The 14,743-nt window shown below is 51.0% G+C and carries 13 protein-coding genes; 6 read left to right on the top strand and 7 right to left on the bottom strand.

Annotated features, from left to right (window positions below; genetic code table 11):
- Window positions 1-28 precede the first annotated feature (28 nt).
- The gene (gene feoB, locus VGN67_RS16765) at window positions 29-2,293 is read left to right on the top strand and encodes a ferrous iron transport protein B (RefSeq protein WP_327488007.1); all 2,265 of its coding nucleotides are present in this window, start codon (window positions 29-31) and stop codon (window positions 2,291-2,293) included.
- Between the two features lie 409 nt (window positions 2,294-2,702).
- Here feoB and VGN67_RS16760 read toward each other — a convergent pair whose 3' ends face one another.
- A complete protein-coding gene (locus tag VGN67_RS16760) occupies window positions 2,703-4,184 on the bottom strand; it encodes an NAD(P)H-hydrate dehydratase (RefSeq protein WP_327488006.1) in 1,482 nt (493 codons plus the stop codon).
- 232 nt (window positions 4,185-4,416) lie between these two features.
- On the opposite strand from VGN67_RS16760, the gene rplS reads away from it, so the two are divergent.
- Both rplS and dapF read left to right on the top strand, forming a co-directional pair.
- Window positions 4,417-4,779, top strand: coding sequence for a 50S ribosomal protein L19 (gene rplS / locus VGN67_RS16755; RefSeq protein ID WP_327488005.1), 363 nt, complete (start codon window positions 4,417-4,419; stop codon window positions 4,777-4,779).
- A 111-nt stretch (window positions 4,780-4,890) separates the two neighbouring features.
- Complete coding sequence (dapF, locus tag VGN67_RS16750) at window positions 4,891-5,670, top strand: diaminopimelate epimerase (RefSeq protein WP_327488004.1); 780 nt, start codon at window positions 4,891-4,893, stop codon at window positions 5,668-5,670.
- A 71-nt stretch (window positions 5,671-5,741) separates the two neighbouring features.
- On the opposite strand, the gene VGN67_RS16745 is transcribed toward dapF, so the two are convergent.
- The 6 genes from VGN67_RS16745 to VGN67_RS16720 all read right to left on the bottom strand — a co-directional run bounded on the left by VGN67_RS16745 (window position 5,742) and on the right by VGN67_RS16720 (window position 10,619).
- The gene (locus VGN67_RS16745) at window positions 5,742-6,047 is read right to left on the bottom strand and encodes a rhodanese-like domain-containing protein (protein ID WP_327488003.1); all 306 of its coding nucleotides are present in this window, start codon (window positions 6,045-6,047) and stop codon (window positions 5,742-5,744) included.
- A gap of 29 nt (window positions 6,048-6,076) precedes the next feature.
- Window positions 6,077-7,225, bottom strand: a complete 1,149-nt coding sequence (locus VGN67_RS16740) for a DEAD/DEAH box helicase (protein WP_327488002.1) — start codon at window positions 7,223-7,225, stop codon at window positions 6,077-6,079.
- Between the two features lie 118 nt (window positions 7,226-7,343).
- Window positions 7,344-7,826 carry a hypothetical protein gene (locus tag VGN67_RS16735; protein WP_327488001.1) on the bottom strand — a complete coding sequence of 161 codons (483 nt, stop codon included), beginning with the start codon at window positions 7,824-7,826 and terminating at the stop codon, window positions 7,344-7,346.
- Between the two features lie 35 nt (window positions 7,827-7,861).
- On the bottom strand, window positions 7,862-9,598 hold the full coding sequence (locus tag VGN67_RS16730) for a M14 family metallopeptidase (protein ID WP_327488000.1): 1,737 nt from the start codon (window positions 9,596-9,598) through the stop codon (window positions 7,862-7,864).
- Window positions 9,599-9,670: 72 nt separating this feature from the next.
- The gene (locus VGN67_RS16725) at window positions 9,671-10,045 is read right to left on the bottom strand and encodes an SPW repeat protein (RefSeq protein WP_327487999.1); all 375 of its coding nucleotides are present in this window, start codon (window positions 10,043-10,045) and stop codon (window positions 9,671-9,673) included.
- 7 nt (window positions 10,046-10,052) lie between these two features.
- Window positions 10,053-10,619, bottom strand: coding sequence for a vitamin K epoxide reductase family protein (locus VGN67_RS16720; RefSeq protein ID WP_327487998.1), 567 nt, complete (start codon window positions 10,617-10,619; stop codon window positions 10,053-10,055).
- A 536-nt stretch (window positions 10,620-11,155) separates the two neighbouring features.
- On the opposite strand from VGN67_RS16720, the gene VGN67_RS16715 reads away from it, so the two are divergent.
- From VGN67_RS16715 to VGN67_RS16705, 3 genes are all read left to right on the top strand, one after another.
- Entirely contained in the window at window positions 11,156-12,937 is a 1,782-nt protein-coding gene (locus VGN67_RS16715) for a thiamine pyrophosphate-requiring protein (RefSeq protein WP_327487997.1), read from the top strand.
- 209 nt (window positions 12,938-13,146) lie between these two features.
- Window positions 13,147-13,611, top strand: a complete 465-nt coding sequence (locus tag VGN67_RS16710) for a hypothetical protein (RefSeq protein ID WP_327487996.1) — start codon at window positions 13,147-13,149, stop codon at window positions 13,609-13,611.
- Between the two features lie 78 nt (window positions 13,612-13,689).
- Window positions 13,690-14,700 (top strand): SDR family oxidoreductase, encoded by a 1,011-nt coding sequence (locus VGN67_RS16705; RefSeq protein WP_327487995.1) that lies wholly within the window; start codon window positions 13,690-13,692, stop codon window positions 14,698-14,700.
- Window positions 14,701-14,743: the final 43 nt, after the last annotated feature.

Genomic DNA, 14,743 nt, shown 5'->3' with positions numbered 1-14,743 from the left:
AGGTACTGTAGGGTGAATCCATATTCTTTTGAAATCAAATAAATATATAGTTGCGCTGGTAGGGAATCCCAATTGCGGGAAATCTTCCCTGTTTAACCAGCTAACCGGCCTGCGCCAGAAAACCGGAAACTTTCCGGGCGTAACGGTAGAGAAAAAATCGGGAACCTTCCGGCTCAGCCATTCCGCTTCTGAGGTGGTGGTAGCCGAAGCGGTCACGGCCGATACCCCGACTCTAAGTACTGCCAAAGCCGGAGCGCCGGTCGCCGGAGCGCCGGTCGCCGGAGCGCCGGCCGCCGAAGCCGTTCTGACCACGGCTTCTCAGGAAGCCATCCTGGTGGACCTTCCCGGTATTTACAGTATTTATCCCAAGTCTTACGATGAGCAGGTGGTCATGGACATCCTGGCTAACCCGGCCCATCCCGATTACCCCGATGTAGTGGTGGTGGTAGCGGATGCTTCTAACCTGCAGCGTAACCTGTTGCTATACTCCGAAATTGCTGACCTGGGACTTCCGACCATCCTGGCCCTGAACATGCTGGATATTGCCGACAGTATGAAACTTTCGGTCAATGCCACCCAACTGGCCATGCAACTGAAGGTACCGGTGGTAAAGATTAACGCCCGTACCGGGGAAGGAAAAGAAAACTTAAAAATTGCGGTTCGGCAGGTCCTGGAGCGCGATTTTGTGCCGCCTGCTACGTACTTCTTCGATCCGGCGGAAACAATTCCCGCGCTGATTGAGGAGGTAAAGAAAAGCTACGGCCTCACCAACAACTACCTGGCGCTACAGTACGTCTGTCAGCACGATACCTTCTCTTTTCTGGATCAGCCGCGGCGGGCCAGGCTTGATGAATTAATTGAGAAGCATGGTTTTGACGAAACGGAATTTCTGGCCGAAGAAACCATAACGCGTTACGAACGCCTGAAACCCCTGGTGGCTAAGGTAGTGAAGGCGGAAGGCAAAACCGAACAACCCCTGTGGACGCGTCGGTTGGACCGGCTGTTGCTGCATCCGGTGTGGGGGTACGCCATGTTTTTGCTGGTGTTGCTGGTCATTTTTCAGGCGGTATTTGCCTGGGCCGAATACCCCATGAACTGGCTGGACCTGGGCTTTGCCAATCTGATTGAGTGGACCAAGCAGACCCTGCCCGAGGGAGTATTCAACGACATGCTCACCGACGGACTAATGGCTGGTATTGGGGGGGTAATCATTTTTATTCCCCAGATTGCCTTTCTGTTCGGGTTGGTGTCACTGCTGGAGGAGTCAGGGTATATGGCGCGGGTCATGGTTATTATGGACCGGATGATGCGAAAATTCGGGCTCAACGGAAAAAGCGTAGTGCCGCTCATATCGGGAGTAGCCTGCGCGGTACCGGCCATTATGTCTACCCGTAGCATTAACAACCGCTACGAGCGGCTTCTGACTATCCTGGTCACTCCGCTGATGAGTTGCTCCGCCCGGCTTCCCATCTATACTATTCTGATTGCCCTGATTGTACCGGACCGCACGGTACTGGGTTTCCTGAATCTGGCCGGACTGGTACTCCTTGGGTTGTACCTGCTGGGTTTGGTGGGGGCTTTGCTTTCGGCCTGGTTGTTTTCAAAGTTTATCCGCCGCCGCGAGACCAGCTACTTTATCCTCGAGATGCCTACTTACAAACTGCCCCGCTGGAACCACGTGGGTATCATGATGTTTGAAAGCGTCAAGGCCTTTGTCCTGGAAGCTGGTAAGATTATCGTGGCCATTGCCATAGTACTGTGGGTACTGGCTTCCTACGGACCGGGCGATAGTCTGGAACGGGCCGAGGAAAGGGCCATTGCCCAAACGGCTCAGGCTACACCGGAGGTCCGGGAAGCAACTATTGCTTCGGCCCGTCTGGAAAGTTCCTACGCCGGGCGTTTTGGTAAATTCATTGAGCCGGCAATTCGTCCGCTGGGCTACGACTGGAAAATCGGGATTGCGCTATTTACCTCCTTTGCCGCACGGGAAGTATTTGTAGGTACTATGGCAACTATTTACAGTATAGGTACCACAACCGATGAAGACGAAGAAGTAAAGACTATTAAGGAAAAACTGCGAAGTGAACGAAATCCATCCACCGGAGGACCTATGTACACTCCGGCGGTGGCGTTTTCGTTGCTTATGTTTTATGCGTTTGCGATGATGTGTATGAGTACCCTGGCGGTTGTTTATCGCGAGACGAACGGCTGGAAGTGGCCAATGATCCAGCTACTTTATATGATGGTGCTGGCCTATGCTTCGGCTTTTGTAGTGTATCAGCTGATGAGCTAATGTTTAAAAAATAACTCCTTTGGAAATCAGGGGATAAATAAAGCGGAAAAGAATGTAAACAAAAATCAAAACGGCTAATCCTCCCAGCAGAGTGGCCTGATCAATGGTGAATGAACTGTTTCTTTTTGAGGTGCTGAAACCCTCCCAATTGCGCTGAGCTAATTTCATTTCTATAATGGGTTTAACGGTGCGAATAGGTTTTTACAAAATATATGCCTGTTGCGTGGAGGTCGTACCAGGGCTGGCCTGTAAATTTTACCAGTAAAAGCAGGTATGCCCTTAGTTACGAGAAAAAGAGCAGCCAGGATTTAAATTGGTTGGAATAGCCTAGAAAAAAATTAGAAATACTCCCCTTATAGCTTCTCTGCCGCATTACTCAAAATGTGGAAAAAAATTCCTTGGCCCAAAATTACCATCCCAAATATTCCACAATATCCGACGCAATCATCCCCACTTTTGTTTTGGCATTAGCCGCCTTGTCCCCGGCTGCACCGTGCTGGTATACACCCAATTGAGCCGCCTGGACCGGACTGTACCCCTGGGCGGCCAGGCTGGTAATGATACCCGTCAGCACGTCGCCGGTACCGCCGGTTGCCATCCCCGCGTTACCGGTTGAGTTAAAATGCACAGTACCATCTGGTAGTATCACCGCCGTGTGCGCCCCCTTCAGACAAAGTACGACCTGGTACTGCGCGGCAAACTCCCGGGCGAGCTGCAGTCGGTGGTACTCATCCTGACTTTCACCCGCCAACCGCTGAAACTCGCGGGGGTGGGGGGTTAGTATGCTGTTTTTGGGTAGTTGCGGTAGGAGTTCCGGATTTTCCGAAAGCAGGTTGAGCGCATCGGCATCCAGCACCAGCGGTACTTCACTTTGTGTAATCAGTTGTTGAAGTACTTTTAGCGTTTGTGGATCTTTTCCGATACCCGGCCCCATCCCGATGGACTTATAGGACTGCAGCGGTGGTAGCGTAGTAATGAGCTGTTCGTGCGGATCAACGGAGGCCATCGATTCGGGTACCGCCGTCTGAATAATATCGTAACCACAACGGGGTATGTGCATGGTAAGCAGCCCAATCCCCGACCGCAGACAGGCCCGGCCGCACAGCAGGGCAGCGCCCATTTTTCCAAAACTCCCCGCTACCAGCAGGCTATGGCCAAAGGTACCTTTGTGCGAAAATTTCTCTCTTGGTTTTATCAGATCGTCCGCTACTGCCTGGTCGGTGTAGTAGTAGGGAGTAGATTCTTTTTCTATAAATTCTGTCGAAAGGCCAATGTCTACCGTGTGCCATTCGCCCACGTATGGCTCGTTTTGCGGTAGCATAAACGCCAGTTTCGGCAGCTGAAAGGTAACGGTATAGTCGGGACTGATAATAGAGTCCCCATCTTGATTAGGCTGGTCGGCATACAGGCCGCTGGCAATATCCACAGCTACTATGGTACATCCACTGTCGTTAAGTACCTCCACTACCTCAGCCAGCAGCCCGCTCAAGGGGCGCGTCAGGCCGGAGCCCAGAAGCGCGTCGATGACCACCATACCCATAAGCAGGGCTGAAAGGTCATTCGCCTGTTTGATGGTAGTACTAGTAATTGAAACGGGCAGTCGGTCCAGGTTATGGCGAAAATCGGCCGAGGCTCTGTCAGAATGTTCTACCAGGAAAACTTTTACACCGTATCCCCTTGCGGACAGCAGCCGGGCAATGGCCAGTCCGTCGCCGCCGTTGTTGCCCTTCCCACAAAAAATACTGACGGGCTGCTGGGTGGTAAAGCGATTACAGTACCACTGGACAAAGGCCCGGGAGGCCCGCTCCATCAGGTCTACGGAGGAAATGGGCTCGTGTTGGATGGTATAAGCGTCAAGCGCGCGAATCTGCGGGACGGTGAAGATCTTCATGGTTTTACTAGTAAGGATTAGGTACTGCAAGTACTAAAAGTACTTGCCATTAGGGTAGGTCAACTTCTTTATCTGTTGTCTTTTATAGAAAAAAAGTAGAAACCTTTTTAAAGCAAAACAGAAGAGCTATATTTGCACTCGTTTTTCGCACAGGCTGTTTTGAATGAAGGGGCGCCACCCCGTCCGCTGGAAGCAGACCCAACCAAATTTATCTTTTTATTCAATAATCGTCATGAGCGAACTTATTAAACTCGTTGAATCTACGGTCGAGAACCGTAAGCAGGAGTATCCCGAATTTAAGGCGGGCGACACAATTAACGTACACGTTAAGATCAGAGAAGGTAACAAGGAGCGTATCCAGCAGTTTCAGGGTACTGTTATCCAGCGTCGTAATCTTAACGATGTAGGCGAAACTTTCACTGTTCGTAAAGTATCCAACGGTATTGGTGTAGAGCGGATCTTCCCGATTCTTTCCCCAAGCCTTGCTAAGATCGAACTGCTACGCCGCGGTAAAGTACGTCGCGGACGCCTGTTCTACCTCCGTGGTCGTCAGGGTAAGGCAGCACGTATCAAGGAGCTAAAAACTACCAAGTAATTTCCTGCTTTCCGAGCAGACTCCCAAGCCCCGCACGTGTTTAGTCGCCTGCGGGGCTTTATTTTTATATTCCACTACCTTGGCCCGAAAAGGCCGAATCCAGATTAGCTAATGCTACTTCATTTTTATAAATACCAGGGCACCGGCAATGACTTCATCATGATTGATGACCGGGAGCAAACTTTTAACGCCAGCCGCGAACAGGTAGCCCGGCTGTGCCACCGCCGCTTTGGGATTGGGGCCGATGGCCTGATTCTGCTCCGCCATGAGCCGGGTTACGATTTCAGAATGGTATACTATAATGCCGATGGCGGCGAAGGCAGTATGTGTGGGAACGGCGGCCGGTGTACCGTCAGGTTCGCCAATGATTTGGGTATGTTTACCGAGTCTGCCCATTTTCTGGCCGTAGACGGCCCGCATAGGGCGACGGCCACGCCAGCCCTGGTAAGCCTGAAGATGGGGGACGTAAAAGGTGTACAGCGCCACGACACCCACGACTTTATGAATACCGGCTCACCCCACTACGTAACGTTTGTTGACGAAGTGGATGAAGCGGACGTAGTGGGTAACGGCAGGGCTATCAGGTACAATGAGGAATTTGGCCCCAAGGGTGGTACCAATGTAAACTTTGTGGAAGTACTCGATCATAATCATCTAAAGGTACGGACCTATGAGCGGGGTGTAGAAGACGAAACCTACTCCTGCGGAACGGGAGTGACAGCCTGTGTTTTGTCAGCACATCTGCACCATGGCTGGGAGGGGCCAGTCACCATCGAAACGGTGGGAGGTACCTTACAGGTCGCTTTCAGTCAGTCGGCACCTGATGAGTTCTGTGATATTTACCTGATTGGCCCGGCGGTGCGTGTCTTTGAAGGTACTATTTTGATGTAAAAAACTAAACCCTGACTGGTCAATTCGGATAAGGAACTGACCGGTCAGGGTTTTGAAATAAAGAAGACCTGTTATTCGGCTTCCAGAATTCCTCCTTTGAGGTGGAAAATAGTTTTATCGGGCCAGTCTGGGACGCGGCAGTAATCCATGGCCGCTACCTTGCTTCGGGCACCGTTGGTACAAATCACAATGATAATGTCGTAGGGTTCCAACTCAGGTCGTTTTTCCCGGATGTGGGCCAGGGGTATATTCACACCCCCTACATTGAATTCTTCAAATTCCCAGGGCTCCCGTACATCCACCACCAGGGTCCGGGACTTCTTCCTCAGTTCCTCCATTTCCGCCAGCGAAACATCTGTGTAGTTTTTGCGGGGCATGCTAAAAAAGAGTTTTTACTACACCAAGCTTATGACTTGGGTGCGTAGGGGTGCTCCTTCACCACGGGTATCTGCTTTCCAATCAGCTTTTGAATATCCCGCAGGTACGCTTTCTCCTCCGCATCACAGAATGACAAAGCTATGCCACTGGCCCCGGCGCGTCCGGTCCGACCGATGCGGTGTACGTAGGTTTCCGAAATATTGGGTATTTCAAAGTTAATCACGTGCGTCATGTCGTCCACATCAATACCCCGGGCGGCGATATCCGTTGCGACCAGAATCCGGGTTTTGCGGCTTTTAAAGTTACTCAAAGCATTCTGTCGCGCGTTTTGGGACTTGTTGCCGTGGATGGCTTCGGCCGAAATCCCCGCTTTCTTAAGTACCTTTACTACCTTGTCGGCTCCGTGCTTGGTCCGGGTAAATACCAGGGCCGTTTCAATGGACGCATCTTTCAGAATGTGAAGCAACAGGTTGTTTTTATCGCCTTTATTAACGTAGTACAGCGCCTGCCGGATTTTTTCGGCTGTGGAAGACACCGGAGTAACCTCCACCTTGGCGGGTCGGGTCAGGATGGTATCTGCCAGTTTGGTAATAGCCGGGGGCATGGTCGCCGAGAAAAACAGCGATTGCCGCTTGGAGGGCAGGGCCGCAATGACCTTCTTAACATCGTGTACAAAGCCCATATCCAGCATCCGGTCGGCCTCGTCGAGGACAAACATTTCCAGGCCTTTGAGATGGACATAGCCCTGGTTCATCAGGTCAAGCAAACGACCCGGGGTCGCAATCAGTACATCAATACCATTGGTTAAGGCATCGGTTTGCGGCTTCTGGCCCACTCCACCAAAAATAACAGTATGCCTGATGCCCGTATGTCGTCCGTAGGCCGAAAAGCTTTCGCCAATCTGGATGGCCAGCTCGCGCGTGGGGGTCAGGATAAGTGCTCTGATTTGTTTTCTGCCTTTACGAAGTTCTGAATTCTGTTTTTCGTACAGAAGCTGGAGAATAGGTATAGCAAAAGCCGCCGTTTTGCCGGTACCGGTTTGGGCGCAGCCTAATAAATCTTTGCCTTGCAGCAGGAGGGGGATGGCTTGTTCCTGAATAGGAGTAGGTTGGGTGTAGCCTTCGTTGTTCAGAGCCTTACGAATAGGCTCAATGAGATTTAAATCCTGAAATGTCATGTAATTGTTGTAGTAGGACCCACCCAGGTAAACTTCAAGAGAAAGTCCGAAATATGAAATTGACCTCTATGGTCGGACAAATAACCCATTTTGCCGCATATTCGTTCGGTTGCCCGTTTTACTGCCCTTTTATTTTTTTACAATCTACTCGCTGTAGGGTATCGGCCAGGCCCATTTCGCGGGGATAAGCCACGCCGTTTACCCACACAAACTCCCCGTCGGGCAGTACTATGGCCTGGTCACCGCGGACAATGATGTTGATTTTTTCTTCAGACTGGGTACCTTCCTGCTGGTAGGTGTAGGTAGCATGTACCACAAAACCGTCAATATGACCGGACTCGGTATTACCGCGCAGGGTACCTTTGCGGCTGTCTTTTTCTAACGGCAGCCGGTTATACACCCCGCTGACGCTGCCATCGGGAGCCACCTCCCACCGCAGTTCGGTCACGTCCTGCCGGTCCGGAGGGGCATCGGTCGGGAAGGTGGAGCCAAAGCAGTAGCTGCCAGTAGCATCCGCTTTTTCGGCGGACTGGTTCTGCTGACTACCCTGGCAGGCACCGAGCAGCAGCGGTATCAAAAGAAAATAAGTACTTCTGGGCATACTTTCAGAGTGATTATCAAAAAAACAAACCGCCGCTATTTCACGGGTATCCTGAAAACCGGGTACCGAAGGTACTCTTTTTCCCGGTAGGGCGAATTTTCATAAATAAATTCCAGTTGGGCTTCGGCGCTGTTGGCAAAGGTGGCATCCTGTTTCTTTTTTTCTTCCAGGGCTTTTTGCAAATCCGGTGATTTCTTTAAAAGTTCGGCCGCCAGGTCTTCAAATACATAGGCCGAAAAACCTTCCTTCTGTTGTAAAATGGTATCAAAGAAGTTCCACTTAAAAAACGAATCAACCGCCCTGGGTTCCAGGGTTTCAATGATGTACCTGTTTACCCACTGGTTAACCGGAATGTACCAGTCGCCTTTCCAGAAGGAGACTTTTTGGGTCTGGGTTTCAAGGGTAACACCCGTATGCCAGTAATGTCCTTCGTAGGGCTGCCCGGCGGTTTTTACATCCCGGATGTGGTACACTTCTACCTCCATAACAGTATCCCGGGGCAAAGCCTGCATCTGTACCTGATTAAGTCGTAGTAGTTCAGTAACGTGGTGCCACCCCTGCGGAATAACGTAAGCAGCGGGTCGGTTTATGACGTCTACCGGCTCGTAGGTATTGAAAAAAGGAACTGTTCTTGTAAAAGGTTTGGAACGGTTGTAGTGTAGCCGTTCCAAACCACTCACCTGGCTGGGGAAGTACTCAGGTTCGTACCCTTTAAACTGGATCTGGGTGGATTGATCCTTGGTAACCTGCCAGGTTACAGCAAATTTCTCCTGTTGCTTTACGGCCTCTTTAGTATCCTGTCTCATGCGCAGTAACTGACGACGGTACCGGGCCAGGAGCCGGGTGGTACCTTCCAGGTAAGCATAGGTGGCTTTTACGCGCTGGTCGTAAGGTTTAAGCATATGAGTCTCCGTCATAACCCCGATGGTATGGAACAAGGCGGCGTAGCCAGTGGAGTAACGGGGCCAGTCGGGGAACTGCACAAAACCCTTGTCGGGGGTCTGGCCCCAGGCATTAACGTAGGGAGTCGCCTCGTAGCCGGCTTCCTTCATGTGCCGGTACAGGTAGGGCAGGAAAGTACTTCGTTGAAAGTCGCCCAGCACGCCCCCCAGTTTATCCTCCTGGGTGTAATCCAGCGTCATAACGTACTGGTAGTCGGCGCCGTTGCTCACGTGGGTATCCACAAACAGGTCGGGGTCCAGCTCGTGAAAAATAGCGGCAAAGCTACGGGCGTTGCGGGTATCTGCCTTAATAAAATCACGGTTGAGGTCGTAGTGGCGGGCATTGCCCCGAAACCCATACTCTTCGGGGCCATCCTGGTTAACCCGGGTAGTACTGTTCCGGTTGAGCGCGCCCCCGATATTATAAAAAGGAATAATGGCAAGTACCAGGCTGTCGAGCTGCGGGAAGCGTTCCGGATGCAGAGCTATGTCGCGGAGGAGCATCATGGAAGCGTCCACACCGTCAGATTCGCCGGGATGAATGGCATTGTTGATGAGCAAAATGGCCTTGCCCTGCGCTTTGAGTCTGGCCATATCAAACTCCCGGCTGCGGGAATACAGCAGCAGATGAAGCGGTTTACCACTATCCGTGGGTCCTTTTTCGACAAGTCGTATCTGGGGAAAATCTTTGGCCAGTTTTGAATAAAAGGCCATGGCTTCCTCGTAGGTAGGGGTTTGGGTACCACCGCTTTTTTCAAAGCGGGTTTCGTACTGGCAAAATGCCGAAAGGGACAGACTTAACAGAAAAAGGCTGAAGAAGAAGGTACGCATGGTGAAAAGATTACTAAATGGTTTTCAAGTTACACCAATTCAGTACTCCTTCCAAAAAGGCTGATGCGGCAGTCAATTATTAGCCTCTTTTTCGTGCAGCGTAGGCCCCGACTGCCAGACCGATTTCCATCCGCCGCCGTACGATTCTTCTATTTTACCCTCCACAAATGAAAATACCAGGACCAGGGCGCCCACTGCCATGTCGTTTATAATGGGCATGGTTTCGCTGTACCCAAATACCCAGGGAGCCGCCAGTAACCAGAGCCCAGTCAAAAAATTGGTTTTACGAACCGGCCTGGTTATCTCCCAGCACGCGATAAAAGCAAACGTAACTACCAAAGGACCTACAACGTGGCAGTTGTCAGTACCTTGTTTATTATAGGTAAGAAAAACCGGGGCTACCATAAGCCAAAGCCCCAGGAATACATTAATGAGTTGTGCCCACATAGTACAGTTAGTTTACCTGGCTAATTACTTCATCAACTCCCCAAAAGGCCTTCCACATTGAATGGCCGCTGTTTTTTACCCGTCTCATGTATTGCAGCGAAGCGAGCATTTCATCCATAGCGGGGCCAATCATCCAGAGGGAAATAATAGCCGAGGATAAACAGAGAGTACAATAAGCGTCAAACATGACGGGCTGTAGTATAACCAGCGTAATACTTACTACCCCCAGCGGGCCTACCGCCACCGCAAATAAAATAACAATCCAGGGCATGGTACGCCAGCGGCGGGTACCTCCAATAATTCCCGTGGCGACGTCGGCCAGATAAGACAAAGCTCCCAGTGCCGCGTCCGGAATAGGTAATATTTTTGAGACTTTGGAATTCAGGATTTTTTCACTGCCATTCCCAAAAAAGGGCTCCCACACGTTGCTGATTACCCTGAGTTGGTATAACGCCAGATAGGTAGCAATACCAGTACCTATCAAAGCCAAAATAATAATGGGGAGTCGCTGGTCCCAGGCAGATGGATTATAGCTCCAGCCGGGCGGATTGTCTGCTTTATTATTTTCAAACATAGCCTATGTAGTGGTACGTGAGTGGATGATGTGCACCAGAAGCAACAGAAAAAACAGGCCATTAGGAAGTACCTTTAAATACAGCTGGTTTACAGGGGAAGTTGAATTGATGAAATAAGTAGCTGGGTTTCCGTAGTCCTAACCGGCGCGTAAATCGCCAAAGGAGGCACCAAAGTCCATTTTTGGACTTTGAAATTAAACACCATATCCCCAATTGCCTGGTTTTTTTGCGGTTATTGGTGGTAATCATGGCTATTTAGGGCATAAAGAAGCGGGGGAGTAAACAGGTAGTAAAAAATTTGAAAGTGAGGAAAATATTACCCGAGAAAGGGTGAGCTTTCTACTTTTTGATCGTAAATAAAAGGAATTCAGGTCGAGTGGCCGTGGGAGCAGGGTACTGCATTGGTAAGTGGTACTTTTAGTTGGAATGAGATTTTAGCCATAGCTACTGGTCCTCGTTTATTCCTCCTGACAGACCTAATTTTGCAATACGCATAGATTTCTTTAAAAAATATCCACACAACAAACGACCAATTATGAGCATACAGGTAGGTGATTTTCTGATTAACAGAATGAGCGAATGGGGGGTTAACCGAATTTTTGGTTTTCCCGGTGATGGTATTAACGGTATCATGGGTGCTTTGAACCGGGCGGAGGATAAAATGGATTTTATTCAGGTCCGGCACGAGGAGATGGCCAGTTTTATGGCCTGTGCGCACGCGAAGTTTACGGGTGAAGTGGGCGTTTGCCTGGCTACCTCCGGGCCCGGTGCCATTCATTTGCTGAATGGATTATACGATGCCAAGCTGGACCATCAGCCCGTGGTAGCTATAATTGGTCAGCAAGCCCGGGCCGCATTGGGAAGCGATTACCAGCAGGAGGTGGACCTTATTTCATTGTTTAAGGATGTAGCCCACGAGTACGTTCAGATGATCGTGGACCCGGCCCAGACCAAGCACGTCATTGACCGGGCCTTTCGGATTGCCAAAGCCCAGCGTACCGTAACCTGCATTATTATTCCCAACGATGTGCAGGCGCTGGATGCCGTAGAAGAGCCGCCCCACGAGCATGGTACCACCCATTCGGGTATTGGTTATGCCCAGTTACACCTGGTACCTCCGGCCACTGAGCTGGAAAAAGCCGCGGCAATTTTGAACGAAGGGCAAAAGGTGGCCATCCTGATTGGCGCGGGGGCCCTGGGTGCCTCCGAAGAAGTAAAAGAAGTGGCCGAGCTACTTGGTGCCGGTGTGGCCAAGGCATTACTGGGTAAAGCCGCCCTGGCGGATGACCTGCCCTTTGTGACCGGCTCGATCGGCATATTAGGTACCAACCCCTCCTGGGACCTTATGACCGAATGCGATACGCTCCTGATGGTAGGAAGCAGCTTTCCTTATACCGAATTTTTGCCCAAAGTAGGGCAGGCCCGGGCCGTGCAGATTGATGTGGACGAGCGCCGGTTAAGTCTGCGCTATCCCATGGAAGTAAACCTGATTGGTGACAGCAAGGAAGCCCTGCGCGCCCTGATTCCCTACCTCAGGTACAAAGAAGAGCGTTCGTGGCGGGAACGGATTGAATCTAATATACAGGAATGGTGGAAAGTAGTGGAGGGCAAGGCTATGAACGAAGCGGATCCTATTAATCCGCAACGGGTTTTCTGGGAGCTTTCTTCCCGCCTGCCCGATCGGGCCATTCTGGTTGCGGACTCGGGTACTGCGGCCTTCTGGTTTGCACGATTTATAAAAATTCGGGCAGGAATGATGGCTTCTCTGTCGGGAAATCTGGCCACTATGTGCCCCGGGGTACCCTACGCCATCGCGGCCAAATTTGCCTACCCCGACCGGGTGGCCATTGCCCTGGTTGGGGACGGGGCCATGCAAATGCTGGGGATCAACGGGCTTATCACCATTGCCAAGTACTGGAAAAAGTGGAGTAACCCGCGCCTGGTGATTTTGGTGCTCAACAACCGGGACCTTAACCTGGTTACCTGGGAGCAACGGATAATGAGTGGTGATCCCAAGTTTGAAGCCTCGCAGGATATTCCTGATTTTAACTACGCCCGCTATGCCGAAATGCTGGGCCTGAACGGTATTCGGGTGGAAACTCCGGAAATGGTTGGCGCCGCCTGGGACCAGGCTCTGGCGGCGGATCGGCCCACCGTATTGGACATGGTAACGGACCCGAATGTACCTACTTTACCGCCCAATATCAGCATGAGTCAGCTTATGAATTTTTCTAAATCAATGCTCAAAGGGGATCCCGAACAGGCGGGCATAATAAAGCAGTCATTTAAAGATGTGGTAAAGGAGTATCTGCCTTAGTTGCAAGGTACTGGTACCCGTCCTAAATCCGGAGCAGAGATTCTTCTGCTCCGGATTTTTTTGTATTTAAGAACTATATGTTGTCTTTCAGGGAGTTGATTTGGCAAAGCAGCCGCCGCGGTGGCAGGATATTTTGGTGGGAATAGGTGACGCTGTGCACGCGTCATTCCAGTACACTCATCTTTTAAATAATTAACCACACGCAAACTATGATCAACAATCCACTCAAAGAACTGGGCACGGCCATTGGAGTAGGGCTGATTGCCGGACTCGCAGGTACCGCCGCCATTACCATTTCCCAGATGATAGAAATGAAAATTACCAAGCGAAAAGGGAGTGATTCACCTACTAAGGCGGTGTCCAAAGTATTGAATGTAAAGCCGGTAAATAAAGAAAAAAAGCCCAAAGTTATTCAGGAGATCCACTGGACTTACGGCATTAGCTGGGGGGTACCCAGGGGCCTTCTTTCGCTGGCCGGTCTATCCGGAATACCGGCCACGGCGGCACATTTCGCGGCCGTATGGGGTACCGAACTTGTGATGTTGCCCAGCCTCGACGTGGCACCGCCCGTTACCGAGGAAGCACCCGAAGCCATCGCTACCGATGCCCTCCACCATGCTGTTTATGCAATAACGGCGGGTCTTGTGTATGATGCAATCATGAACCAGGAGTAGAATACCAGCGTGAAATTGAATATTCCAAAATCTTACTAGTAGCCTTTCGGGCTTTCAGAAACAAACAGAAACGGAATCATGGAAGAGAATACAGAACTAAAAGGAAAAGTAGTAGTAGTTACAGGGGCTTCGGCCGGACTTGGCCGGGCCATTGTGCGGGAATTTGCCAAACACGGAGCGCACCTGGGCTTGCTGGCCCGCGGTAAGGATGGACTGGAAGGAGCCAAAAGAGAAGTTGAAGAATACGGCGGCAAAGCGGTGATAGTACCTACTGACGTGGCCGATCCGGACCAGGTTGAAGCAGCCGCCGAACAAATTGAAAAAGAATTAGGACCCATTGATTTTTGGGTAAATAATGCGATGATCAGTGTGTTTGGGCCGTTTAAGAAGATTGAACCCAACGATTTTAAGCGGGTAACCGAAGTTACCTACCTGGGTCAGGTCTACGGAACCCAGGCCGCCCTGAAAAGAATGCTTCCGCGCGACTCGGGAAGTATTATCCTGGTAGGTTCGGCGCTGGCGTACCGGGGCATACCGCTACAGTCGGCCTACTGCGGGGCAAAGCACGGTATTCAGGGATTCTTTGATTCGCTGCGCTCCGAACTGTACCACGATAACAGCAAGGTACACCTGAGTATGGTTCAGCTACCCGCAATGAATACTACGCAGTTTAGTTTCGTTAAAAGTCTGCTGCCTAATAAGCCTCGTCCCATGGGTACTATTTACCAGCCCGAAGTGGCGGCCCGGGCCATTGTACACGTAGCCTTAAATCCACAGCGTGAGCTATATGTAGGGTACCCTACGGTGCAGGCCATTCTGGGTAATAAGTTTGTTCCCGGCCTACTTGATAAGTACCTGGGTAGCATTGGCTACGAAGGGCAACAAACCGATGAACCCAAAGACCCAAATCGTAAGAATAACCTTTATGAGCCGCTACCCGGCGACTACGGAGCCCACGGCGATTTTGATGCGCAGTCATGGGACTTCAGCCCTCAGGTATGGGCGGCTACGCATAAAGCCGTGGTTTGGGGGGCGCTGGCTTCGGTAGCATTTACTTTTGGCGTACTGGCTACCCGCAAGTGGTCCTGAGGTCAGCCGGGTAGCATTGGCCGCCCGGCAGAACAGGCAAGTG

Origin of the sequence: Telluribacter sp. (assembly GCF_035998675.1) — a bacterium.
Lineage (GTDB): Bacteria > Bacteroidota > Bacteroidia > Cytophagales > Spirosomataceae > Telluribacter.
This window is presented reverse-complemented; position numbering and strand designations above follow the sequence as displayed.